Below are 24,395 nucleotides of genomic sequence, written 5' to 3' on the forward strand. Positions count from 1 at the left end.
TCCTACTTGACGTTGATGAGCCGAGTCGAGGTGATGAGGATCTTCTTCCCGTCCAGTGTGGCGGTTGCCGGGTTGTCATAGCTGACCGCGTCGTCGAACTCCTCCTGGCTCGTGGACTTGGTCGCGGTCCCGCTCTTCACCTCGACCCCTTCGTAGGTGCCGTCGGGCTTCTCCGCCAGGCCGTCGAACTTCCGGGTGTGTCCGACGCTGTCCACGCGCGCGACCACTTCCTTCGGGTTCGGCGTGATGCCGGTCTCCTCTTCGTAGTCATCCAGCCCCCGCTGCTGCTTGTCCGCGGAGTCCGCTCGAGCCTTGTCATTGTCCTCGGATCGGTAGCGGCCCTTCTTGTCGCGACCTTCGTACTGCTCGTTCTTCTCCCGCCACCGCTGGACGTGGTCGGTCTGGTTCGGGCTCACGCGGTCGTCGGTCATCGCGTGGACGCCCAACTGCGTCGCCCCGGTCGCCGCGAGACCGGCACCGGCTGTCATGACCGCGGCGCCGGAGATGTTCAGCGGGACCCCGGCGATCGCGCCGACCCCCGTGATGTCGAGCACGACACCGCCGCCCTCCATCGCGGCACCGCCGACCATGGTCGCGATACCGCCGAGGAGCTCGAGCATCTCGTCCGGGTGATCGACCATCGCGTTGCCCAAGGACGCGAAGACGTTCCCTGCGACCGCTGCGGCGTCCTGCATGTGGGGCCACGCTGCCGCTGCCTCCGCACCGATCACCGCGCCGCCGACGCCGACCGCCGCCTTCGCGGTGTCCCATGCACGCTCGAACCAGTTGTGGTCGCCGCCACCACCCGCTCCGGAGACGTGCGCAGCCGTGTGCACGGGATGAGCGTCCACGGTCGAAGGGCTGATGCCGTCGAGCTGCGTAGCGATGCCACTGAGCGTCGCAGTGACGTTGTCGTTGTGCGCTCGGACCTTCATCCGCAGCCCGAGCTCCTCGCCGACGAGCTCCGGCACCTGCTGCCAGTTCGTCACGACCGTACCGACCGCGCCGAGCAGGTCACCGCTCGCGGCCTGCTCCGCCGCCGCCGCGGCGACCTGCCCCGGCGCGGAGGCGTGGAACTGCGCGATCTGCCGCACGAGCCGGTCGTGCTCGTGCGCGAGGTCATCGATGCTGTCCGCGGCGCGGGTGGCGACGCGGAGGAACTCGTGCGCAGCGACCTGCATCTGCTGCGCCTTTTGCAAGGCCGGGTCCATCAACGGTGTCAGCGCCGGCTGCAGCGCGTTGGACGAGAACACCGCCGGCAGCCCCGACCATGACCGAGATGCGTTCGTGGCGGCGTCGAGGACGCCGTCCGCCGCGGTCGAGAACCGGCGCGCGGCCGAGCGGAGACCGTCAGCGTCGTCGGGAACGTCCGTGACGTCGTCGGCGGTCAAGGCGCCATCCAGGACGCTCACCGTTCGATGCCCCGGGCCGTCTCCGCGAGGGCGCTGTCCGTCGCGGTGAGGGCGTGTCCTGCGGCGGTCAACGACGTGCCGAGGCTGGTCATCCTCGTTCCGATGTCGTCGGAGCGCCCGCTGAACCGCGCCGCCAGCCTGCCCATCGCCCCTGCGAGCGGGGCGGACGACACCGCCTCCTCCGCGGCAGCGAGCGCCGCGTCCGCCTGTGCAGCGTGCTCGCCGCTGCTGCCGCCATGCACCTGCAGCCCCCGGGCCAGCGACGCCAGCCCGTCCTCATCCAACCTCAGCTCCCCGGCCATGACACCCCCACTTGACGGGACCGCGTTCCGCAGAGGCCACCATACGACCGCCAGCGAACGACCGCACCCTCGCCGAGGGGCACGCGAGCACCACGGAGGGCCGTTCCCGACGATGTCCGCGAGCGCCCTGGCGCGCACGTCCTGGCATCGGACCCAGCGCTGACGTGCGCACTCGGTCAGTGCGGGCGTGTTGCGGATCAGGTCGAAGATCCCCGGCGCACAGGACCACCGGGCTCCACTCCCCGACGTCGCGCTCGACGGGCTACAGCGGTAGAGCTCGTTGGCGCCTCAGCATCGGCTCGGCGCGACCGACCCGCGCCGGCGCCGCGTCTCCGTTCCGGTCAGCGGGCCGTCCAGCCCCCGTCGATCGGCAGCGCGGTTCCCGTGATGAGCGAGGCGCCCTCGCCGGCGAGGAACGTCACGGCGGCGGCGACCTCGTGCGGTTGTCCGATGCGGTGCAGTGCGGCGATGCGCTCCACCGTGTCGTCCCGGAACGCCTCGTCGGACAGGGCTGGGGCGGTGCCGTCCGTCTCGACGAAGGTCGGCGCAACGGCGTTCACACGGATCCCGTACCGGCCCCACTCGACCGCCAGGCACTTGGTGAGGTGGATCACGGCGGCTTTGCTCGTGCAGTAGGAGGACTCGCCGGGCAGCGCGACGAGCCCGGCTTGCGAAGCGACGTTCACGATCGACCCTCGACCCGCGGCGCGCATGTGGCGCGCGACGTACTGCGAGATGAAGAACGTCGACTTGGTGGTGAGCGACCAGACGGCGTCGAAGTGTTCCTCGGTGACGTCGAAGGCGTCCTCGACGATGCTGCCGCCGGCGTTGTTCACCAGGACGTCGATGGTCCCGAGCTCCTCGACGACCTGGTCGACCGCCGTGCGGCACCCCGCGAGGTCGGTCACGTCCATCGCGACGGTGACCACGCGCCTCCCGAGTGCGCGGATCTCGTCGGCGAGCGGCGAGGCGGCGTCCGGATCGCGCACACCGAGGGCGACGTCGGCGCCGTGACCGGCGAGGTCGAGCGCGATCGCGCGTCCGATCCCTCGGGAGGCTGCGGTCACGAGCGCGACGGATCCGCGCAGGGGTTCGGTTGTCATGGGGGGTCCTCCCGGATCGGTGAACGGTGGTGGCGACCGGAGCCGGACGTGAGCCGCCTGCTGACCACGCTGGGCCTCCAGTCTGCCGGTCGCACGCGAACCGGTCGTCGATGCTCCGGGGTCTGCGATCCCCTGCGAACCCGGGGCGTTCACCAGCCCAGGAAGCGTGTTGACGACCGGGAGCGCGCGACGCCCTTGGCGGTCAGACGCAACGCGGCCCGTTCAGGGACGTCGACGAGCCCTGAACCCACCAGCGGCCCTACGACACGCTCGCGAACGTCTACCGCGCCGCCGTCGTCCTCAACGCCGTCATCGCCTGGGCGAAACGACGAGGAGACGCACCCTAGCTCGGTTCAGTCTCGGATTCCGCTGCCGCTGCACGCACGTACGTCTCGAGCACGGACTGCAGGCGGGCGGCGGCGCGGCTGAGCACGTCGATCTCATCGGGGGTGAAGGCCCCGAACGCGTCATCGAGTTGCCGGGCAAGGGGTTGGAAGTAGGCGTCCGCGGCGTCGTTGATCGCCTTCGTGGAGCGCAGGGTCACGACGCGTCGGTCGGCGACCTCACGGGTGCGCTCGACGAATCCGGCGGTTTCGAGGCGGGAGAGCAGGATCGAGGTCGCTCCGGGCGAGAGACCGATGCGTTCGGCGAGGCGCGCAGGGGTGAGGGGACGGCCACGGTCTTCGTGTTCGATGATCTGCACGACAGCGGCCGCGTCGGTGGAGTGCATCTGGTTCTGGCGGGCGAAGAGCCGCATGAGTTCGTTCTGCGCCGCGCTGAACCCGAGGAAGCTCGCGATGATCTGCTCGCGGCCCGTCGGCTGCGGGGTGACCTCGCTCATCGCTGCACTCATCTCCTGGCCGGTCCGAACGACAGAGTTTAGCGGCAGAACATTCCGGTCATCGTCATCGGAGCGTCCAGGGCAACGGCAACTCGTCGAGCGCGTCGACCCGCTGAGCGTGGTCGATGACCTCGCCGAGTGAGGTCCACGGCCCACTGGTGAGCAGACACAGCATGTCGACGGGCGAACCCGGAAGGGCGAGTGGGGCCGTCCAGGGGAACCGCTTGCAACCTGACTATTTTGTCGCATAATGATTATGCAGCAGTTATCACATCGGACAGCCCGTCGGGCGTCCTCCGGCCCACAAGGGAGACCAACCAGTCATGAAGCCGATCGTCATCATCGGAGCCGGCCTCGCCGGGCTCACGCTTGCTCGCGTCCTCCACCTCAACGGCATCCCCGTCGCCATGTACGAGGGGGAAGAGTCCCTGAACGCACGGACCCAGGGCGGTCAACTCGACATCCACGACTTCAACGGGCAGGTCGCCCTCGAACAGTGCCAGTTGATGGACGAGTTCCGGTCGATCATCAACATGGGCGCTGAGGCGATGCGGTTCCTCGGCCCCGACGGTGAGCTCGTCGGGGAGATCCCGGACGATGGCGAACTGACCAACCCGGAGGTGCTCCGGGGAGAGTTACGGCGCATCCTCGTCGAATCGCTGCCCGAGGGAACCATCCACTGGGGTCACAAGGTCGCGTCGGTCCATGCCGACGCCGGAGCGCACCGAGTCGTCTTCGCCAACGGCGACTCCGTCGACGCGGACCTGCTCATCGGCGCCGACGGAGCCTGGTCACGAGTCCGGACCTACCTCAACGGTGCCGTGCCGGAGTACACCGGCACCATCTGGGCCGAGACGTTCCTCCACGACGTCGAAGAACGCCACACCGCCAGTGCAGCGCTCGTCGGTCGAGGCGCGATGCTCGCAATGCAGCCCGGCCGGGGCATCTTCGGGCACCGCGAAGCGGGCGACGTCATCCACAGCTACGTCGTCATGAAGAAGCCGCTCGCCTGGGCAGACACGCTCGACTCCAGGAACCGTCAGGAGGCGCTCCGACTGATCGCGGACCAGCTCGGCGAGGGCTGGGCTCCAGAACTGCGCGAACTCATCACCGCCGGCGACACCGACCCCGTGATCCGGCCGATCTGGGGTCTCCCCCTCGGTCACACGTGGGACCGCATGCCCGGGGTGATGCTCGTCGGTGACGCCGCGCACCTGACACCGCCGGACGGCGACGGCGCGAACTGGGCCCTCTTCGACGGCGCCGAACTCGGCGCGCTGATCGTCGAGCACGCAGGAGACATCAACGCCGCGTTCGACGCATTCGCCCAACGGATGCTGCCCCGCAGCGCCGAATCCTCGCAGGAGGGCTACCAGTCCTTCGAGCGCACCTTCGGCTACAACGCACCCGACAACCTCCGGAACATGATGGAAGGCGTCAAGACCTACGGCCGCGAGTACCACGAGTAGCCAGCAGTGAGCCGACCGACCGAATGACATCGACGAACGGGGCCGCATCACATCCCGCGGTCCCGTTCGTCGCGCAGCAGGCGCCGACGTCCTGGCTGCCGCCGTGCCGCCGTCTCCACAGCCGATACACCGCGGGGAAGGCCGGTCACACCACGATCCGGATGCGGAGCGCCACGACCAGTCGGAGTACCGTCGTCGGGTGCCCATCGACCTGCGCTCCGACACCGTCACCCGCCCCACCGCCGCGATGCGTGCCGCGATGCTCGACGCCGAGGTCGGCGACGACGTGTACGGCGAGGACCCGGAGGTCAACGCGCTCGAGGCCGAGGTCGCCGACCTCCTGGGCTTCGAGGCGGGGCTCTACGCGCCGTCGGGCTCGATGGCGAACCAGCTCGGACTGCGCATGCTCGTCGCCCCGGGCCAGGAGCTCGTCTGCGACGTCCAGGCCCACGTGGCCCGAGCCGAACTCGGCGCAGCCGCGGTGTTCTCGGGGATCACGACCCGGACGTGGGCGACGCCGTACGGCCGCCTCGACCACCGGGCGGTCGAGCAGATCGCGGAGCCGGACGCCGGGTCGTACATGGTGTCCACCGCTGCGATCGCGATCGAGAACACCCACAACTTCGGCGGTGGCACCGTACAGCCCCAGAGCGAGGTCCGCGCCGTGCAGGAGTACGCGCGGACGAACGGGCTCGCGGTGCACCTCGATGGCGCTCGGCTGTGGAACGCGCACGTCGCTTCGGGCACGCCGTTGCGCGAGCTGGCCGCCGGGTTCGACACGGTCTCGGTCTGCCTGTCGAAGGGCCTCGGCGCCCCGGTCGGGTCGGTGCTCGTCGCCTCACAGGAGCGCATCGACGCCGCCCGCATCTGGCGCAAGCGCTACGGCGGCGGCATGCGGCAGGTCGGGATGCTCGCCGCGGCCGGCCGGTACGCCCTCCGGAACCACGTCGACCGCCTCGCCGAGGACCACGTGAACGCCCGACTCCTCGCCGCGGCCGTCGGGGTCGACCCCGCGACGGTCGAGTCGAACATCGTGTTCGCGGACGTGTCCGACGCGGCGCGGTTCGCGCACGAGGCCGAGGCCCGGGGCGTGCGCGTGATGCAGTCCGGGCGAACGCGCATCCGCATGGTGACGCACCTCGACGCCACGGGCGACGACATCACCCGCGCGGTCGACGTCCTCCGCGGCATGCAGCGGTAGGGACACCGAGCGGTAGGGACACCGAGCGGTAGGGACACCGAGCGGTAGGGACACCGAGCGGTAGGGACACCGAGCGGTAGGGGCACCGAGCGGTAGGGGTCCGCACCGGCGCACGCAGGCCGGCGCCGCCGGGCGCCGGGGGCCCGCCGGCGAGTAGGCAGGTGGCATGGCAGATGACGAACGGCCCACGTCGGAACCGAGCCGGGAGGGACGGGTCGCGCTCGTCACGGGCGTCACCGGTGGCATCGGGCGGGCGGTGACCCGGGGCCTCCTCGACGCGGGGTACGCGGTGGTGGGCACGGTACGCGACCGCCGCCGCGCCTCCACGGCCGAACTCGACCCGGGGCGCACGGGCCGACTCGTGCTCGTCGAGGCGGACATGACGCACACCGAGCGGCTGCACGCGGTGGCGGAGGCCGCCGCGGACCCGTTCGGACCGGTCGACGTCCTGCTGCCGATCGCCGGCGTCGGCGACGTCCGCGCCCTCGACGAGATCAGCCCTGAGGACTGGGAGCGCGCACTCCGCGTCAACCTGACGGCGCCGTTCGTCCTCGCGCAGGCACTCCTGCCCGGCATGGTCGAGCGTGGCTGGGGACGGATCGTCTTCACCTCGAGCGTCGCCGCGTTCACGGGCGGGTTCGTCGGCCCGCACTACGCCGCGTCGAAGGCCGGGCTGCACGGGCTCGTGCACGCGCTGTCCGCGAGGGCCGCCGCGCACGGGGTCACGGTCAACGCGATCGCCCCGGCACTCATCGCGGACACGGCGATGATCGACGGCATGCCCTCGTCGGTCCCGACGCCGCCGGTGGGACGGCTCGGGCGTCCGGACGAGGTCGCCCAGCTCACGCTCGCCGTGCTCGGGAACGCCTACCTCACGGGGCAGGTGCTCCTGCTCGAGGGCGGCTCGCGTCCGTCCTGACGTGCGCGGTCCTGCTGTCCGCGCCCAGCGCGGCGTCGCACGACGCCGAACGCACGGGAGGCGCGGTGCGGGACGGACCCGCACCGCGCCTCCCGGACGGCGGACGACCTGATCAGACCATGACGGCGCGCTCGTCCGGCACGCAGTGCGTCATGAGCAACCCCTCGACGTCGCGCGGGCCGTTGTGCCCGAGGTTCGCCAGGCGGGCGAGCTCGTCGTCGGACAGGGTCTGGGACTGCAGCGGCGGCAGGTCGGCGACCTCCTCGAGGGTGATGCCGAGGCCCTCGCCCACGCGCTGCCCGAGCTCGTCCTCGACCATGTAGAAGTGCCAGAGCATGCGCTCCTGCACTGGGCGGGCCGCCTGCGAGATGAGCGTGACGAAGTTCTGGACGAGGTCGTCGCGCTCCCAGTCCTCCATGAGGCGGAAGCGCTGCCCGGCCTGCGTGTAGTCGTTCGTGCGCGGGATCCGCTTGCGCGTCAGCCGCCCGACGATCTCCGGCCCCTGCTCGTCGTGCGTCGGGTACTCGGCCTCACGGAGGCTGCCGTCCGTGATCGAGGGCTCGTAGTTGACGTGCGGGTTGGGTCCGCCGCCCTGGTGGTAGGCCATCTGCCCGTCGCGCTGGTTCGTGTGCACGCGCGCGTTCTTCGGCTGGTTGACCGGGAGCTGCAGGTAGTTCGGCCCGACGCGGTAGCGCTGCGTGTCCGAGTACGAGAACGTGCGGCCGACGAGCATCTTGTCGTCCGAGAAGTCGAGGCCGTCGACGAGCACACCGGTGCCGAACGAGATCTGCTCGTTCTCGGCGAAGAAGTCCGACACGTTCCGGTTGAGCACCATCGTGCCGACCTTCTTCGGCGGGAACTCGTTCTCGGGCCAGAGCTTCGTGTCGTCGAGCGGGTCGAAGTCGAGCTCGGGGTGGTCGTGGTCGTCCATCATCTGGACGCGGAGTTCCCACTCCGGGTACTCGCCGCGCTCGATCGCCTCGTGGAGGTCCTTCGACGCGTGGCCGAGGTCGCCCGCCTGGACCGCGGCGGCGTCGGCCTCGGTCATGCTGCTGACGCCGACCGACGGGATCCAGTGGTACTTGACGAGCTTCGTCTCGCCCTCGGCGTTGACCCACTTGTAGGTGTTCACGCCGAAGCCCTGCTGCGTCCGGTAGTTCGCCGGGATGCCGCGCGGGCTGAACAGGTTGACGAGCATGTGCATCGACTCGGGTGTCTGCGACATGAAGTCGAAGATGCGGGCCGGCTCCTGGCGGAACGTCTGGGGGTCCGGCTTGAGGGAGTGGATGACGTCCGGGAACTTGATGGCGTCGCGGATGAAGAAGACGCCGAGGTTGTTGCCGACGAGGTCCCAGTTGCCGTCCTCGGTGTAGAACTTCACCGCGAAGCCGCGCGGGTCACGGGCGGCCTCGGACGAGTCACGGCCGCCGATGACGGTCGAGAAGCGGATGGCGACGTCGGTGCGCTTGCCGGCCTCCTGGAACAGCTTGGCGCGCGTGTACTGCGCGATCGGCTCGTCGCCCCATTGGCCGGTCGCCTCGAAGTACCCGAAGGCGACGAAGCCACGGGCGTGGACGACGCGCTCCGGGATGCGCTCGCGGTCGAAGTGGCTGATCTTCTCGAGGAACTGGTAGTTCTCGAGCGTCGCGGGCCCCCGGGCGCCGACGGTGCGCTGGTTCTGGTTGTCGTAGACCGGGTGGCCCTGACGGTTGGTGAGGACCTCGCGGTCGTCACCCTCGGCGGGAGGCTGGGAGGAGACGTCGGTCACGGGTTGTTCCTTTCCTGGACGGCTGCCTTCCCAGTGTCCTCCATCGGCCCCGGGGCGCCTGCACGGCCGGCACCCGGGCGTGCCGCAGCCGGCCGCCCGTCCCCCTGTCCGCGAGATCGCAGTCCCTGCCGCTCTGGCTCCGGTGAGAACGGCAACGACCGCGATCTCGCGCTTCAGGCGCCCTCGGGCGGATGGACGAGCAGGTCGACGCGGTCGGCGAGGTAGTGCGCGAGCGGCAGGGCATCGCCGTCCGCGACGGCGGGGCTCCAGCGGACGACGACCTCGCCGTCGCGCACGGACAGGGGACCTGCGGCGCCGCGCAGGTGCTCGTCGAGCGGGATCGGCACGGTGCCGTGGTTGACGGTGTCGCCCGCGCGGAACCCGCCCTTGACGGCGGCCGCACGGTACGCCCGACGGACCTCCGCCGACGTCGACTGGTACTGCGGTCGGCCCGGCTCCGTCACGCGGGTGATCAGGCCCGTCGCGCGGACGGTGCCGACCCGGTCGACGAGCAGCACCCCGAGCCGCCACGCCCGCCCGAGATCCCGCATGGTCGGCTCCCGTCGGACGCCGAGCACGCGGCGCGGTTCGACGTACTCCCCGACGGCCTCGTCACGCGCACCGGCGGCCTCGAGCCGCTGCACGGCCTCGGCGATCGCGGTGCGGGCGCGGGTGATCGCGTCCGCGTCGTCCGTCGTCGTATCCACGCCGACGAGCGTAGGCCGGGTGGCGGGAGCGGGACGCGCCTCCCGGAATGCGACCACGCTGGATGCGGTTGCATGGACCGGTGCGGTCCCGACCCGTGGACCCGGAGTGGAGCAACATGGCGTTCCTGCGGTGGCTGTTCGACGCGCAGCTCGTCATCGGCGACCAGACCGTGCTGTGGCGCGAGATCGTCGGCAACGTGTTCGGCCTGCTCAGCGCGCTCGGCGGCATGCGCCGTCGGGTGTGGGCCTGGCCGGTCGGCATCGTCGGCAACGCGCTGCTGTTCACGGTGTTCATGGGCGCGGTGTTCGACACCCCGAACCCCGTCAACCTGCTCGGTCAGGCCGGGCGACAGATCATGTTCATCGTGGTGTCCGTGTACGGGTGGTGGCGGTGGACGCGGCGTCCCGAGCCCGGCGACGCCGTCGTCGAGCCGCGGTGGGCCTCGTGGCGGACGCGCGCCCTGCTCGCTGTCGGCATGGTCGGCGGGACGCTCGTGCTCACCCCGATCTTCCGGGCGCTCGGGTCGTACGAGCCCGTCTGGAGCGACGCGTGGATCTTCGTCGGGTCGGTCCTGGCCACCTACGGCATGGCGAAGGGCTGGGTCGAGTTCTGGCTGATCTGGGTGGCGGTCGACGTCGTCGGGGTGCCGCTGCTGTTCTCGGCCGGCTACTACGCCTCAGGTCTCATGTACGTGTTCTACGGGGTGTTCACGCTGACCGGGTTCTTCGTGTGGCGGCGCACCCGGACGAAGCCGCCGGCAGCGCCGGTGACGGTCGGCTGACGGCGCCGCCCCTCGGCGAGATCGCAGTCGTCGCCGCTCTGACCGATTCCAGAACGGCAACGACTGCGATCCCGCGGAAGGGGGCAGAGGCCGGTCGGTAGCGTGGGGACGTGGACCAGAGCAGCTTCGACGACCGCTACACCATCCGCCGGTTCGCGCCCGGCCTGACGCCCGAGGGCACGGCCGACGCGCAGACCACCGCGTTCTTCGCGAGCGTCGACGCCGGGTTCCACGAACCCGAGGTGGCCCCCGAGCGCCTCGGGCGGATGATCCGGCACGTCATCGAGGACCGCGCCGAGCTGCTCGCCGTCCACCGGCGCGACCCCATGCCCGACTCGCTCGACGTCGACGCGCCCGTCGGCACGTTCGGCAGTCTCCCGAAGCGCCTGAGCTGGGGCGACGGCACCGAGATCGACACCTTCGCGATCGCGTCGGTGACGGTCCGCCCGACCGAACGCCGACGCGGCATCCTCCGGCGCATGATGACCGACTCCCTGCAGCGTGCGGCGGACGATGGGTACCCGCTCGCGAGCCTGACGGCGAGCGAAGGCACGATCTACCGCCGGTTCGGCTTCGGCGCCGCCATCCGCGAGCGCACGATCGACGTCGACCGATCCGCGGCGCTCCCGCTGCTCGTGCCGGCCGTGGGCGAGATCGCCCCGGTCGACACCGCCGTCCTGGCCCAGGGGCTCGCCCGACAGGTGTACGAGCGGTTCCACGCGCGGACGCCGGGCTCGATGACCCGGAACGAGGGCACCTGGAACGCCCTCCTCGGTCGCCAGGGCGACGGTGAGCCGAACCGGGCGGTCCGCGCGGTCGTGCACCGGCCCTCCCGGTCGGAGCCCGTCGACGGCTACGTGACGTACAAGGCGGAGCAGACGGAGCGGCACGCGGTGCGGCTCGAGATCGTCGACCTCGTCGCCGCGACGGACGAGGCGTACATCGCGCTCTGGCACCACCTGCTCGCCGTCGACCTCGTGCGCGTGGTCCGGTACGGGACGGCCCGCGTCGACGACCCGGTCCTCCACGTGCTCGCCGACGACCGTGCGCTGTCCACCGTGTTCGAGGAGGACCACGTCTGGTTCCGCGTGCTCGACCCGGTGGCGACGTTCGCGTCCCGCCCGTTCGCGGTGGACGGCACGGTGACGATCGGCGTCCACGACGCACTCGGGTTCTCGGACGGGACGCTGCGGTTGTCGGTGGCCCAGGGCCGTGCGACGGTCGAGCGGACCGCGGGCGGACAGGACGAGGCCGACGTCGAACTCGACGTCGCGGAACTCGGCGCACTCGTGCTCGGCGCGGTGGACGTCGGCACGCTCGTCGCCGCCGGCCTCGTCCGTGCGGAAGCCGGGTCGGCCGCGCGGCTCCGCGCCATGCTCGTCCCCATCCGGACCCCCCACCAGATCGCCTACTTCTGACCCCGGCGACGGACGGGAACGCTCCGCGCAACCCCTTGTCTCCGGACCTGGACACACGTACAGTGCGCTGTTGGGACGGTGAATGCGGAACTCGAACAGTTCCGGGTCGGCGTCTCACCGACAACCACAGACGTTCCTCGCGGCCGATCGGGTCGCGAAGGCCGACCATCCCCGTTCCGGTCGGCGCCTCCCGTGTCCCTGGACCACCAGCAGGACACGGCGGCGAACGGCGGGTGTCCTCCCGTGACCCGAAGCGGGAGGACACCCGATCCTCGTCGTCGGACGGGAGGAGCGGTGCGGGTCCGCACCGCTCCTCCCGTCGCCGGTCCTACGCCTCCTCGAGCTGGCGCTCGATGTCCTCGAGGCTCCGACCCTTGGTCTCCGGCAGGATCTTCCACATCGTGATCGTGCCCGCGATCGCGAAGACCGCGAACGCCCAGAACAGGGTCGTGGCGCTGAGGCCCGAGATCACGCTGAGGACCACGAGCGAGATGATCAGGTCGAGGCCCCAGTGGGTGACCGTGCCGAAGGACTGCGCCTTGCCACGGACCCGGTTGGGCAGGACCTCGCTGTTGACGAGCCAGATCGCGATGCCGAGGCTCGCGGCGAACACGCCCTCGTAGATCATGAGGCCGATGACGAGGAGCACGCCGACCGTCGACGACTGCGGGAACAGGTAGAGCGCACCGATCGCGGCGAGCGCGATGGCGACGATCAGGGTCCCGCCGATGAGGAGCCAGCGGCGGCCGAGGAAGTCGACGAGCAGCAGTCCGATCAGGGTGAACAGCAGGAATGCCCCGCCGATGCCGACCGAGCTGAGGATCGCGGACGAGTCCCCGAACCCGGCGGACTTCAGCATGGTGGGCGCGTAGTAGAGGATCGCGTTGACGCCGGACAGCTGGTTCGTGGCCGCGACGACGACGCCGATCACGATGCCGCGACGGACACCGCGGGTCCGGAACAGCGACCGGTAGCTGACCGCGTGCTCGGACTTGATCGCGCCGGTGATGTCACCGAGCTCCGCCGCGGCCTCGGCCACGGTGGACCGGATGCGCTCGAGGACGGCGCGGGCGTCGTCGACCCGGCCCTTCGCGGCGAGCCAGCGCGGGCTCTCGGGCAGCGGCAGGAGGCCGACCAGCATGACGACGGCCGGCACGGCGGCGAGGCCGATCATCCAACGCCAACCCTCGATCGGGGCGAACGCGTAGCCGACCAGGTAGGACACGAAGATGCCGAGCGCCACGAACAGCTGGTTGAACGACACGAGGCGCCCACGGATGCGGGCCGGGGCGATCTCGGCGATGTACATCGGCACGACGAGCGAGGACGACCCGACGCTCAGGCCGAGCAGGAACCGCGACACGTAGATGAGCGGGAGCCAGCCGATGAGCGAGCTGCCGAGCGCGCCGACGATGTAGATCGCGGCGAGCAGGATCAGGGTGCGGCGTCGACCGAGGCGGTCGACCACCGGACCACCGCCCATGACGCCGATCACGGCGCCGGCGAGCAGGATCGCCACGAAGAACTGTTGTCCGAACTCACCGAGGTGGTACTCGGGCGCCACGTACAGCAGCGCGGCCGACACGATGCCCGTGTCGTAGCCGAACAGGAACCCTCCGAGCCCTGCGATCACCGAGGCCCACACCACGATCCCCCTGCGGTGGTGCCCGGTCGTCCTGCGGGCGTCCCGCGCGGTCATCTCCGTCGATGTCATCACAACTCCGTCGTCATCCCATCCGCCGAGTCCGGTTGGCTCGGCGGCCCGGTCGAGTGTACGTCGAGGTGAGCGCTCACAGTGAGCGCTCACTCCTCGTTTCGAACGCTGACGGCGAACGTGACTGGCGATGGGCCGTTCGACGCAGCGTTCTGTCCAGAGCACGCCGGGACGGCTGCGTGGTCGTTCAGCCGGGCCGCCACAACCGTCCGTCATGGGGCGGCGCGCCGGGTCAGGACGTACACGGCCACCGGGACATCACGGCGTCGATCCCCGCCGCTCGCGCCGGGGGTGGCGGTCGACCCCCGTTCTGGGGCAGAACCACCCCCCGAACGGAGGCTGCCCCGACACCGGGAGCAGGAGCGATCCTCGATGTCGGCCAGGGGCCGGACCGCTGATCAGGAGCGGCCCGGCCACCGCTCCGGCCGACTCCCCACGCCCTCCCCCCACCACGGAGCACCAGTGTCGAACCCCTGTGCGCCGCGTCTCCGGCGCGCCCTCGTGTCCAACGTCCGCACGGTCGTCACCCTCCTCGCGGTCGTCGTGGCCGTCCTCGCGGCTGCACTCGCCCGCCCGGGCGCCGCGTCGGCGGCGACCACCTACACGGGCTACGTCCGCTACGCCTCGGCGCCCGCCGAGGTGATCGGCAAGACCGCCGCGGGCTACCGCCTGCTCACGCCGGCCGAGGCCGCCGCCGTGCCGCCGGACGCCGTCACGTACCTGGCGAACACACAGTTCCTCCGGGTCGGGACCACCGGCCCGATCTACAAGGTGTCGAGCGACGTCGTCAGCACCGTCACCACGGCGCAGTGGACGGCCCAGGGCACGCCGACGCCACGCATCGTCGACCGGGTCCCGGCGATGGAGTACTCGAGCTACGCGTCGAACCCCTCCGAGATCATCGTGCGCACCCCGGTCGGGGTCTGGCGGCACGCCACGGCCGCCGAGACCGCGAGCATCCCGGCATCGTCCGTGACGTACCGAGCCGACACGTACTACCTGAGCAGCGTCGGGTCATCGCAGGTGGTCAAGCGGGTCGCTGGGGTGAGCACACCGATCACGACCGCACAGTGGCGGGCCGAGGGCTCCCCCACGCCGATGGTGCCCCCGGTGCCGAGCGTCGGCACGGACCCCTTCACCACCGCCGCGCCCTACGTCGACCCCGACTACCCCTCCGTCGCCGCCGCTGCGGCGCTCCGGGCCAGCGGCGACACCACCGACGCCGCGGTGCTCGACCGGATCAGCGCGCACGGCGGCACGCGGTGGCTCGGGAGCGGCAACACGATCGCGACCGTCGCCGCCACCACGTCCGCGTACGTCGGAGCCGCCGTCGCCGCGGGCCGCACCGGGACGCTCGTGGTCTACGGGATCCCCGGCCGCGACTGCGGGAGCTACTCGGCCGGGGGCTTCTCGGCGACGGACTACCCGAGGTGGATCGCCCAGATCGCCGCGGGCATCGCGCACCGACGGGTCGCCGTCGTGCTCGAACCCGATGCGCTGCTGCAACTCGGCCGATGCCCCGACGTGCAAGGTGACCGCACGGGCCTCCTGCGCGCTGCGGCGACCACCCTGACCGCCGCGGGCGCCACCGTCTACCTCGACGCCGGGACGAGCAACTCCGGCGTCGACACCGCGACGATGGTGTCCCGCCTCCTCGCCGCCGGCGTGCAGGGCGTGCGCGGGTTCGCCGTGAACGTGTCGAACTACAAGTCGACGAGCGACGTCCAGGCCTACGCCGACGAGGTCTCCCGACTGCTCGGCGGCGCGCACTACGTCATCGACACGTCGCGCAACGGCAACGGCTCCGACGGCGAGTGGTGCAACGCCCGGGGACGCGCGATCGGCCAGGCACCGGCGGCGAGCAGCCACGGCAACGAGGACGCCGCGTTGTGGATCAAGACCGTCGGGGCCTCCGACGGCACGTGCAACGGTGGACCGGCCGCGGGGACCTGGTGGAACACCATCGCGCTCGAGCTCGCGCGGAACGCCGGGTACTGACGTATCGATTCCGCATCGGAGCCTCCGAGTCGCATCGTGGTCTGTTCCAGGCCGGCGCTAGGGTCGGCCTGGTGAAGACGACGACGATGGTGCTCACGTCCGCGACCGCCCTGGCCGCGGTGATCGCCCTGACCGGCTGCGCCGGCTCGGGCAGCGGCTCCGACCGACCGACGGTCACGGCCACGCGGACCGCCACGGCGACCACGACCACGACGGCGACCGCCAGCCCGTCGGTCACCGCCGGCGGGAGCGGCACCGGTGGGAGCGGCACCGGAGACTCGGACGGCTCGACCTCGGCCGCCGGCGGCCGCTGCACCACGGATCAGCTCAGCGGTGGTACCGCGGAAGGCACCGGCGGTGCGGCCGGCAGCGTCGGCATCGTCCTGACGCTGACGAACACCGGCACCACGCCGTGCACCCTGCAAGGCTGGCCTGGCGTGTCCTTCGTCGGCGGCGGGGACGGCGAGCAGATCGGCGCGCCGGCCGAGCTCGACCGGACCTCCGAGCACGACACCGTCACCCTCGGGCCGGGAGCCCAGGGACAGGTCGCGCTCAAGATCACCCAGGCCGCCGCATACGACGCCGCCGAGTGCTCGCCGCAGCCGGCCGACGGGTTCCGGGTCTACCCGCCCGGGTCGAAGACGTCGCTGTTCATCAAGGACACGGCGTACACGGCCTGCGCATCGGGCACCGTGCACCTGCTGACGACGGGCGCGGTCGTGGTCGGGCCCGCCCACCCCTGACACCGGCGGACGGGAGGCCCGGCCTCCCGTCCGCCGTCCTGCTCGCGGGACTCAGCGTCGCACGTCAGTCCCACTCGCCAGGTCGACGAGGACGCCCGCCGCGAGTGCGGTCCGCTCCACCATGCCCTGCACGCTCGCCCACTCGTGCCGCGCGTGCGCTCCGTCACCGACGGCGCCCAGTCCGTCGAGCACGGCGCGACCGAGCGCAGAGGCGAAGTTCCCGTCACTGGCGCCGCCGACCGCCGTCTCCTCGACCGTCAGCCCCATGCCGCGGGCGACCGACTCAGCACGTGCGAACAGGGCGACGTTGGCCTCGGTGCGCTCCATGACCGGTCGGTTCCACCCACCGTGGACGGTGATCGTCGCCAGTGGGTTCTCGGGGGTGAGCGCCGCGAGCACGCCGTCGATCCTGTCCGCCTCCTCGGACGACGAGACGCGGACGTCGAGCGCCGCGGACGCGTGTCCCGCACGGACGTTGGGACGGGTCCCGCCCGCGACGACACCGACGTTGCAGCTCGTTCCGGCCTCGAGGTCCGTCGCGCCGTGGAGCGTCAGCACGACCCGGGCGAGCTCGTCCACCGCGCTCGCCCCGGCGCGGGGGTCGAGTCCCGCGTGCGCCTCGACGCCGGTGATCTCGATGTCGAACAGCCCGACGCCCTTCCGGGCGGTCTTCAGTGCGCCGTGCTCTCCGGCGGACGCCTCGAACACCAGCACGGGTCCGTCGGTGCGCCGGACCGTGTCCTCGATGACGGTGCGGGAGCCCTTGCTGCCGACCTCCTCGTCGCCGTTGAGCAGCAGGCGGATGTTCGGACGCGGGAGTGCGGCGGCGTCCACGGCACGGATCGCCCACGCGAGCTGCACCAGTCCGGCCTTCATGTCGTAGACCCCGGGTCCGGTCATCCGGTCGCCGTCCACGGCGGCCGGACGCGCAGCGATGGTCCCGGCGGCCCACACGGTGTCGTAGTGACAGAGCGCGGTGACCCACACGTCGGAGCCGAGCGGCGCCTCCAGGTCGAGTACCGCGACGTCACCGTGGCCGTCGGTCGGGTGCACGGCGCGAGCAGTGGGAGCACCGACCGTCTCGCCGAGCCACTGCTCGACCCACGCGAGGCCCTCCGCGAGGAGCGCCGGCGCGTCCGAGGGCGTCTCGATCCCGACGTACGCCAGGACGTCGCCCACCATCGCGTCGCGGTGCCCGGCGACCCAGTCGAGCAGGTCGGTGGTCGTCCCGGTGGCGGTCATCGCGCCTCCCCGACCGTCGACGGCGCGAGCGCGGCGATCGCGGCCTCGTCCATCGCACTCTCGCCCTCCTCGAGGCGCACGATCGCGGTGATGAGCGCCTCGATCGCGGGCAGCGCGACGCCCTGCGCGGCACCCATCTCGACGACCGGGCGGTAGTGCGCCGGCACCTCGGTCCGCCGGTGCCGGACGGCGATGTCCCGCCAGATGCCGGACCGCGTCTTCGACTGCGTGGCGAGCCAGGCGACGAGGTCGTCGAGGGCACGCTCGGTGGTCGCCGGATCGGCACCGGAACGGAACGCCTGCGGGTCGAACGCGTCGAACGGCTCGAGTGCGATCCCCCGGCCGTCCGCGACGTCGAACACCTCGCGCGCCAGCGTCGTCATGACGGCGCGGTTGCGGTCGATGAGGTCGCTCATGTCGTCGTCCGCGAGCGCGGTGGCCGTGAGCATCGCGCCGAAGCCGAGCTTCGACCAGAGGAAGCCCTCGACGTTGGCGGACACGACCGGGCTCCCCCAGTGCGCCAGATCGGCGGCCAGGTCGCGCACGCGGTCACTCGTCCCGCCGGCGAACTCGCCGAGGGCCATGCCCCCGTGGCCGCCGTCCTTGACGACCCCCGGCTCCATCACGTCCGCGAAGAGGTCGACGAAGGCGATGACGGTCCGGTCGACACCGACGTGCCCGGCGATGGTGGCCTCGTTGAGTCCGTTCTGGAGCGACGCCACGAACCCGTCCGAGCGGAGCCGCGGTGCGATCCAGGCGGCAGCCGCATCGGTGGCGAGCGCCTTGACCGCGAGCAGGACCCGGCCGAGCTCGTCGGGCGCGTCCTCGAGCGTGTACGCGGGCACGTGCGCGGTCGTCGCCCCGTCGGGCGTGAGCAGGGTGAGCCCGCGCTCACGGATCGCTGCCACGTGGGCGGGATCGGCGTCGACGAGCTGGACCGGGACGCCCGCGGCGTCGAGGTGCACGGCGAGGGTGCCCCCGATCGCGCCGGCGCCGACGATCGTGGTGGTGCGGTCGGTGGTCATGCGGATGTCTCCTCTCGGATGGGCTGGTCGTCCGTGTCGGCACGCGCGTCGACCGGGTCCCAACTCAGGGGCAGTGCGTGGGCTCCGGTCGACGATCCGCCGTCGACCCGGAGGATCGAGCCGGTCACCCACTCGGCCGCCGTGTCGTCGGCCAGCCAGACCACGGCGTTCGCGATGTCGGTCGGGCGGCCTCGACGACCGAGCGGGTTGGCGGACACCGCTGCGGCGTACTCGTCGGTGACACGGTTGACGTCGCTGTCGACGTCGACGAACCCGGGCGCGACCGCGTTGACGCGGATGCCGGCGGCGCCGAGCTCGAGTGCGGAGGCACGGGTCACCATCTCCAGCGCGGCCTTCGACGTGCTGTACGGGGCCGCGCCGGGACGCGCACGCAGCGCCGAACCGGACGAGATGTTCACGACGCACGGCCGCGTCCCCGCCGTCTCGGCCCGCCGCGCGAGCGCGACGGTGGCGAGGAGCGGGGCGCGGACGTTGACCGCCTGGACCGCGTCCCACGTGGCCGCGTCGAGCTGGAGGAACGGGGTCGCCGGGTAGACGCCCGCCGCGTTGACGAGCACGTCGACGACCGCTCGGTCCCATGCCCTGTCGACGACCGCGGCGGGCGCGTCGGGTTCGCGGAGGTCCGCGGTGATGGTGACCACCGCCTCCCGACCGAGTGCGGCGACCGACGCGACCGACGCGGACGCCGCGTCGAGTGGCTCGGCGCGGAGGTCGACCATGGTCACGAGCGCGCCGTCGGTCGCGAACCGGGTCGCGACTGCGAGACCGATGCCGCTCGCGGCGCCGGTCACGAGCACGTGCCGCGTCACTTGAGGACCTTGCCCTTGGTCTCGGGCATGGTCAGGTAGACGACCAGTCCGATCGCCGCGGCGATCGCGCAGTAGACCCAGACGACGTGGCCGAGACCCGCGCCGCTCATCCAGGTGGTGATGTACGGCGCGGTTCCGCCGAAGATCGCGACGGCCAACGCGTACGGCAGGCCGATCCCGGTGGCTCGCACCTCGGGCGGGAACTGCTCCGCCATGATCACGGCGCAGTTCGCCGAGTAGCCGAGCAACAGCACGATCCCGATCACCTCGACGAGGACGAGCATCCAGAACGATCCGTTCAGCATCGTGAACGCTGGCCAGGCGAACACGAGGAACCCGCCGGCGAAGATCGACATCGTCGGCTTCCGTCCGATCTTGTCGGACAGGAGACCCGCGAACGGCAGGAGCACCAGGAACACGACCATCGCGATCACGTTGGCCAGGAGCGCCTCGTTGAGCGGCAGGCCCGTCGTGACGGCGGCGTAGGTGGGCATGTACGAGACCCACATGTAGTACAGGAGCGTGCCCGCGATCGTGACGCCGAAGACCCGTGCCGTGGCACCGGGGTGGTCGCGGAACATCGCGACGATCGGGTTGCGGCGCCGGACCTCCCCGGCCTCGTCGTCGCGGCGCTGGGTGGTGAACGAGTCGGTCTCCTCGACGCTGGTGCGCAGCCAGATCCCGACGAGCCCGATCGCGGCGCAGAACACGAAGGCGGCGCGCCAACCCCAGGCGTCGAGGGCGCTCGCCGAGAACGTCGAGGTGATGATCGCGCCGATGCCGGATGCGACGAGCACCCCCGCCCCGACGGAGACCTGCTGCCATGAGCCCGCGAACGCCCGGCGGCGCGGTGCCGCGGACTCGACCAGGAACGCCGAGGAGGAGCCGAACTCGCCACCGGCCGAGAACCCCTGGACGAGCCGGGCCAGCAGCAGCACGATCGGCGCGCCGATCCCGATCACCGAGTAGCTCGGCGTGACGCCGATCACCAGGGACGCGGCCGCCATCAACCCGATGGTGAGCATGAGGCCCTTCTTGCGCCCGTGGCGGTCCGCGAAGGCCCCGAGCACCGCCGCACCCACCGGGCGCATCACGAACCCGACCGCGAACACCGCGAGCGTCGCCAGGAGCGCGGCGGCGTCGTCACCGGACGGGAAGAAGTGGTGCGAGAAGACGGACGAGAACGTCGTGTAGACGGACCAGTCGATCCACTCGACGACGTTGCCGATGCCGCCGGCGAGGATCGCCTTGCGGCCACGGCGGGACAGCTTCGTGTCACTCGTCGCGACGGGCGGGGGTGTGCTGGTCGCCGTCGGTGCGTTGGGCAGCGCTGCTGCGGGGGTTGCGTCCTGGGTCACGATGACCCCTTCTGGTCGGTGGAACGGGACGGGGTGGATGGGCGGGTGGAGCGGTACGCGGTCGACGGGCGGGGTGCTCGCCGGCGACTCAGTCGGTCAGGCCGGGCGCCACGTGCGCGGCGAGGTCGGCGTGTGTGGCGAACCAGACGTCGTCGTGCGTGCGGATGTGGGCGAGCAGCTCGTCGAGCACGAGCAGCCGCGACCGGTGCCCGATGAAGTGGGGGTGCATGGTCAGCTGGAACACACCACCGGCCGCGTACGCGGCGTCGAACTCGTCACGCCAGATCCGGCCCACCTCGCGCGGCGGCGTGTACGGCCGGAGGGACTGGAACCGCTCCATCATCAGGTACGGAGCGTCGTCACGGATCCAGTCCACCGGGATCTCCACGATGCCGGTGCGCTCACCGTCCTGCAGGATCTCGTAGGGGTCGTCGTCCGCCATCAGGGACGAGTCGTACGTGAACCCCAGCTCGCGGACGACGTCGAGCGTCGAGTCCGAGAAGTCCCAGGACGGCGTTCGGATGCCCGTCGGGCGCACACCCGTCTGCGACTCGAGTACCTCCATCGCACGCCCGAGCAGATCGAGCTCGTCGTCGTGCGCCAGCAGCGTGTTCCGCTCGTGGATCCAGCCGTGCACCGCGACCTCGTGGCCGTGCTCGACGTACGTCGGGGCCTCGTCCGGACGCAGCAGCGCGCAGACCGCCGGCATGTAGAACGACGAGGGCGCCTCGTACCGGTCGAGCAGTTCGAGGATGCGTGGCACTGCTGCACGGGCCCCGTACTCCCCTTGCGCCATGCGCCCGGGTGACGTCTCGCCGTCGCGGAGTGCCGGGGTCTCGTGATCCGAATCGAACGAGATCGCCACCGCGACGCGTGCCTCGTCCGGCCAGCGACCGGGGCCCGCTGCGGGCAGGAGGCTGCGGCCGGCCCGCACCCGCTCCACGTGGCCGCGCCAGACCTCCTCGGGCCAGCGCCAGGGCTCCTGCTGCTCGATCTCGCTCATGGGGTCACTCCTCGTCGGGTGGGTTGGTCGGAGCGGCGACCCCGGTCGGGGCCGCCGCGGTGCCGGTCATGTCAGCACGGGGGCCTGCGCGTCGTCGGCGTCGACGAACCGGCCGTCCTCGATGCGGCGCCACATGCGCTTCCTGGTGGTCAGTTGCACGGTGACGTCGACCTCGCGGACACCCGGCAGCGCTCCGAGCACGTCCGTGGCGAAGGTGTAGACCGCGGCGAAGTCCCGGAGGAACGCTTGGCCGATGAGGTTGTACCGTCCGAGGGTCGCGGCCGCGTAGTGCACGGCGGGGTGCTGGGCGAGCTGTCGTGCGGCCGCACCGAGCAGGTCCGGCGCCACCGAGATCCAGACCATGAGCTCGGTGCCCAGGCCGAGCAGCGCCGGCGCGACCAGTGGTCCGACGCGAACCCGCCCGGAGGCGATGAGCTGCTCGAGCGCGCGACGCGTGGCGGTCTCGGTTCGATCGAGGTGCCGCGCGAGGTCGTTCAGCGGTGTCCGCCCATCACGGACGAGAGCGCCGACCATCGCGCGCTCGAGCGGCGTCGCGGCGACCTCGGTGGGCAGCACCCCGTCATCGGCGCCGAGGTCCGGAGCAGGCGCGTTGGCCGTCGCGCTCAGGGGCATCGGGAGGGACTTCCCCGGGAACACCGTGAAGGGTGCCGTGAACGTGCGGAGCACGGGCAACGCCTCGGTCTCGACATCACCGCCCGGCGCGATGTCGGCGAGCAGGGGTCCGATGTCCGCGATCCGCTCGACCACGAGCTCGGCGACGCAGTCCGCAGTGCCGGTCAGCGTGGCGAGGAACCGGACCTCGGGGCGGCTCTGCAGTCGTGCGACGAGATCGGCCGTCCGGCTCGCGCCACAGCGCATCCGGACCATCGCCGACACCCCGAACCCGGCTGCGAGCACGTCGGTCGCGGCGATGATCCGGACGAAGCCCAGCACGTTCAAGCGACCGACCCGCCGCTGTGCTGTCGATGCCGAGCATCCGGATGCCTCGCCCAGGGCGGCCCAGGAAGCGCGACCGTCCGCAGCGAGCGCTGTCAGGAGCGCGAGGTCGATCGGATCGGGCGTCCCAGCGCTGCCGTCGGCCGGAGTGCCATCGGTGTCCCCCGCGGCCGGTGGCCGAACGGACCCGCGATCACCCGAACTCGTCATACGGCGACGGTAATCCGTCACGGAAGCGGCGTCCAGTGCTGATATCGGTCACGGCAAGGCTGTAACACAGAGTTTTCACGCGCAGGGCCGGACCGATGCGCGCGGATACCGCCGATCAGCGACGCCGTCGTCCGGCGGGCGGCCTCCTCGCGTGGCCGTCCCGGCTCCGGTCGAGGACCGCTGCGCACGGACTGCGGACAGCAGCCGCTCTCGAGCAGCGCGGACGCGGCGGCCGCTGGGCGTCGCCACCAGGACGTTCGACGCGACGTCGCTCCGGTTCCGAGATCACCGGGACAACGAAGAACGCCCCGGCGATGCCGGGGCGTTCTCGTTCACTGCTGTCTCAACACAGTGTGCGCTCGAAGGGACTCGAACCCCCAACCTTCTGATCCGTAGTCAGATGCTCTATCCATTGAGCTACGAGCGCAGTGGCCGAACGGCCGTGGAAGACTCTACCAGGCTCGGGACCCGGCGCGCCAATCGGGGCACGGGACCCGGGGCACGGGACCCGGCGCGCCGATCGAGGCGCGAACGGGTGGTGCCAGCGCGGCGCCGGACGGGAGGCACGCCGCACCTCCCGCCCGGACGGTCAGGCCGCGAGCTGCTCCGGACCGAACACCTCGGTCAGGAAGTCCTCGAGCGCTCGCCAGGAGCGGCGGTCGGCGAGCGCCTGGTACTGCGCGCCGTGGTCGGGCGCGTCCGTACCGGGGACGGCGAACGCGTGCATCGCGTTCGCGTACGACACGAGCTGCCAGTCGACGTGCGGCGCCGCGCGCATCTCGTCCTGCCACGCGTGGACCTTGTCGTCCCCGACCATCGGATCGGCAGCACCGGTCAGCACCAGGAGCTTCGCCCGGATGTCGCCGGCGTCGGACGGATCGTGGGTGATCAGACCGCCGTGGAACGACACCGCCCCCACGAGGTCCGCACCGGTCCGAGCGAGTTCCAGGGCCGTGGAGCCGCCGAAGCAGTAGCCCATGACCACCACGCGCGAGGGGTCGACCTGCGGGTCCTCGAGCAGGCGGTCGAGTCCGGCACGAGCACGGGCACGCAGGAGCCCGAGGTCCTGGTAGAAGCTGCCGGCGACCTCTCCGGCCTCTGCTCCGGTCGGGCGCACGCCCTTGCCGTAGATGTCGGCCGCGAACGCGACGTAGCCGAGGCGGGCCAGCATCGTGACGCGGGCCTCGACATGTTCGTTCACGCCGTGCCAGTCATGGACGACGAGCACGGCGGGACGCCGACCGGTGAGGTTCGCGTCCTTCGCGAGGATGCCCTCGAGCGGCGTGCCGTCGTGGTCGTACTCGACGATGCCGGTGCGGACGTCGGCCCCGGCGGGCTCGGGAACGGTGTTCAGGATGTCTTGGATGGTTGCCACGCGTCCGACCGTACGCCC

The 24,395-nt window shown here is 71.4% G+C and carries 21 protein-coding genes and 1 tRNA gene; 7 read left to right on the forward strand and 15 right to left on the reverse strand.

Annotated features, from left to right (window positions below; translation table 11 throughout):
• Positions 1–2: 2 nt before the first annotated feature.
• The 4 genes from DEI92_RS13365 to DEI92_RS13380 form a co-directional block, all read right to left on the reverse strand.
• The gene (locus DEI92_RS13365; RefSeq protein WP_146244901.1) at positions 3–1,391 is read right to left on the reverse strand and encodes a hypothetical protein; all 1,389 of its coding nucleotides are present in this window, start codon (positions 1,389–1,391) and stop codon (positions 3–5) included.
• A 17-nt stretch (positions 1,392–1,408) separates the two neighbouring features.
• Complete coding sequence (locus DEI92_RS13370; protein WP_111013833.1) at positions 1,409–1,714, reverse strand: hypothetical protein; 306 nt, start codon at positions 1,712–1,714, stop codon at positions 1,409–1,411.
• A gap of 341 nt (positions 1,715–2,055) precedes the next feature.
• Positions 2,056–2,817, reverse strand: coding sequence for an SDR family NAD(P)-dependent oxidoreductase (locus tag DEI92_RS13375; RefSeq protein ID WP_111013834.1), 762 nt, complete (start codon positions 2,815–2,817; stop codon positions 2,056–2,058).
• Positions 2,818–3,160: 343 nt separating this feature from the next.
• Positions 3,161–3,658, reverse strand: a complete 498-nt coding sequence (locus DEI92_RS13380) for a MarR family winged helix-turn-helix transcriptional regulator (protein WP_111013835.1) — start codon at positions 3,656–3,658, stop codon at positions 3,161–3,163.
• 323 nt (positions 3,659–3,981) lie between these two features.
• Between DEI92_RS13380 and DEI92_RS13385 the strand changes: the two genes are divergently transcribed.
• The 3 genes from DEI92_RS13385 to DEI92_RS13395 all read left to right on the forward strand — a co-directional run bounded on the left by DEI92_RS13385 (position 3,982) and on the right by DEI92_RS13395 (position 7,247).
• On the forward strand, positions 3,982–5,127 hold the full coding sequence (locus tag DEI92_RS13385) for an NAD(P)/FAD-dependent oxidoreductase (RefSeq protein ID WP_111013836.1): 1,146 nt from the start codon (positions 3,982–3,984) through the stop codon (positions 5,125–5,127).
• 199 nt (positions 5,128–5,326) lie between these two features.
• The gene (locus DEI92_RS13390) at positions 5,327–6,328 is read left to right on the forward strand and encodes a low specificity L-threonine aldolase (protein WP_111013837.1); all 1,002 of its coding nucleotides are present in this window, start codon (positions 5,327–5,329) and stop codon (positions 6,326–6,328) included.
• A gap of 166 nt (positions 6,329–6,494) precedes the next feature.
• The gene (locus DEI92_RS13395) at positions 6,495–7,247 is read left to right on the forward strand and encodes an SDR family NAD(P)-dependent oxidoreductase (protein ID WP_111013838.1); all 753 of its coding nucleotides are present in this window, start codon (positions 6,495–6,497) and stop codon (positions 7,245–7,247) included.
• Positions 7,248–7,359: 112 nt separating this feature from the next.
• Here DEI92_RS13395 and DEI92_RS13400 read toward each other — a convergent pair whose 3' ends face one another.
• Positions 7,360–9,015, reverse strand: coding sequence for a catalase (locus tag DEI92_RS13400; protein ID WP_111013839.1), 1,656 nt, complete (start codon positions 9,013–9,015; stop codon positions 7,360–7,362).
• A 173-nt stretch (positions 9,016–9,188) separates the two neighbouring features.
• Entirely contained in the window at positions 9,189–9,722 is a 534-nt protein-coding gene (locus DEI92_RS13405) for a hypothetical protein (protein WP_111013840.1), read from the reverse strand.
• A gap of 116 nt (positions 9,723–9,838) precedes the next feature.
• Here DEI92_RS13405 and pnuC point away from each other — a divergent pair, with 116 nt between their 5' ends.
• Together pnuC and DEI92_RS13415 are read left to right on the forward strand one after the other, a co-directional pair.
• Positions 9,839–10,504, forward strand: coding sequence for a nicotinamide riboside transporter PnuC (pnuC, locus tag DEI92_RS13410; RefSeq protein WP_111013881.1), 666 nt, complete (start codon positions 9,839–9,841; stop codon positions 10,502–10,504).
• A gap of 110 nt (positions 10,505–10,614) precedes the next feature.
• Positions 10,615–11,922, forward strand: a complete 1,308-nt coding sequence (locus DEI92_RS13415) for a GNAT family N-acetyltransferase (RefSeq protein WP_111013841.1) — start codon at positions 10,615–10,617, stop codon at positions 11,920–11,922.
• 328 nt (positions 11,923–12,250) lie between these two features.
• On the opposite strand, the gene DEI92_RS13420 is transcribed toward DEI92_RS13415, so the two are convergent.
• Entirely contained in the window at positions 12,251–13,636 is a 1,386-nt protein-coding gene (locus DEI92_RS13420) for a sugar porter family MFS transporter (RefSeq protein ID WP_220035646.1), read from the reverse strand.
• A 501-nt stretch (positions 13,637–14,137) separates the two neighbouring features.
• Here DEI92_RS13420 and DEI92_RS13425 point away from each other — a divergent pair.
• Positions 14,138–15,634 (forward strand): glycoside hydrolase family 6 protein, encoded by a 1,497-nt coding sequence (locus DEI92_RS13425; RefSeq protein ID WP_181434907.1) that lies wholly within the window; start codon positions 14,138–14,140, stop codon positions 15,632–15,634.
• 71 nt (positions 15,635–15,705) lie between these two features.
• Positions 15,706–16,377 (forward strand): DUF4232 domain-containing protein, encoded by a 672-nt coding sequence (locus DEI92_RS13430; RefSeq protein ID WP_258370203.1) that lies wholly within the window; start codon positions 15,706–15,708, stop codon positions 16,375–16,377.
• A 51-nt stretch (positions 16,378–16,428) separates the two neighbouring features.
• Here DEI92_RS13430 and DEI92_RS16715 read toward each other — a convergent pair whose 3' ends face one another.
• The 8 genes from DEI92_RS16715 to DEI92_RS13465 form a co-directional block, all read right to left on the reverse strand.
• Positions 16,429–17,619 carry a M20 family metallopeptidase gene (locus DEI92_RS16715; RefSeq protein WP_220037500.1) on the reverse strand — a complete coding sequence of 397 codons (1,191 nt, stop codon included), beginning with the start codon at positions 17,617–17,619 and terminating at the stop codon, positions 16,429–16,431.
• On the reverse strand, positions 17,616–18,644 hold the full coding sequence (locus tag DEI92_RS16720; protein ID WP_220037215.1) for a ketopantoate reductase family protein: 1,029 nt from the start codon (positions 18,642–18,644) through the stop codon (positions 17,616–17,618). The genes DEI92_RS16715 and DEI92_RS16720 overlap by 4 nt, the downstream gene beginning before the upstream one ends.
• Positions 18,641–19,474, reverse strand: a complete 834-nt coding sequence (locus DEI92_RS13440) for an SDR family NAD(P)-dependent oxidoreductase (protein ID WP_111013843.1) — start codon at positions 19,472–19,474, stop codon at positions 18,641–18,643. The genes DEI92_RS16720 and DEI92_RS13440 overlap by 4 nt, the downstream gene beginning before the upstream one ends.
• Positions 19,471–20,832 (reverse strand): MFS transporter, encoded by a 1,362-nt coding sequence (locus DEI92_RS13445; protein ID WP_220035649.1) that lies wholly within the window; start codon positions 20,830–20,832, stop codon positions 19,471–19,473. The genes DEI92_RS13440 and DEI92_RS13445 overlap by 4 nt, the downstream gene beginning before the upstream one ends.
• Positions 20,833–20,920: 88 nt before the next feature.
• The gene (locus tag DEI92_RS13450) at positions 20,921–21,835 is read right to left on the reverse strand and encodes a polysaccharide deacetylase (RefSeq protein ID WP_111013844.1); all 915 of its coding nucleotides are present in this window, start codon (positions 21,833–21,835) and stop codon (positions 20,921–20,923) included.
• A 66-nt stretch (positions 21,836–21,901) separates the two neighbouring features.
• Positions 21,902–23,002: an Lrp/AsnC family transcriptional regulator gene (locus DEI92_RS13455; RefSeq protein WP_111013845.1), complete on the reverse strand. Its 1,101-nt coding sequence runs from the start codon at positions 23,000–23,002 to the stop codon at positions 21,902–21,904.
• A 354-nt stretch (positions 23,003–23,356) separates the two neighbouring features.
• A tRNA-Arg gene (locus DEI92_RS13460) sits at positions 23,357–23,429 on the reverse strand.
• A gap of 162 nt (positions 23,430–23,591) precedes the next feature.
• Positions 23,592–24,377 (reverse strand): dienelactone hydrolase family protein, encoded by a 786-nt coding sequence (locus DEI92_RS13465; protein ID WP_111013846.1) that lies wholly within the window; start codon positions 24,375–24,377, stop codon positions 23,592–23,594.
• Between the last annotated feature and the right edge of the window lie 18 nt (positions 24,378–24,395).

It is taken from the genome of Curtobacterium sp. MCBD17_034, assembly GCF_003234515.1.
Lineage (GTDB): Bacteria > Actinomycetota > Actinomycetes > Actinomycetales > Microbacteriaceae > Curtobacterium.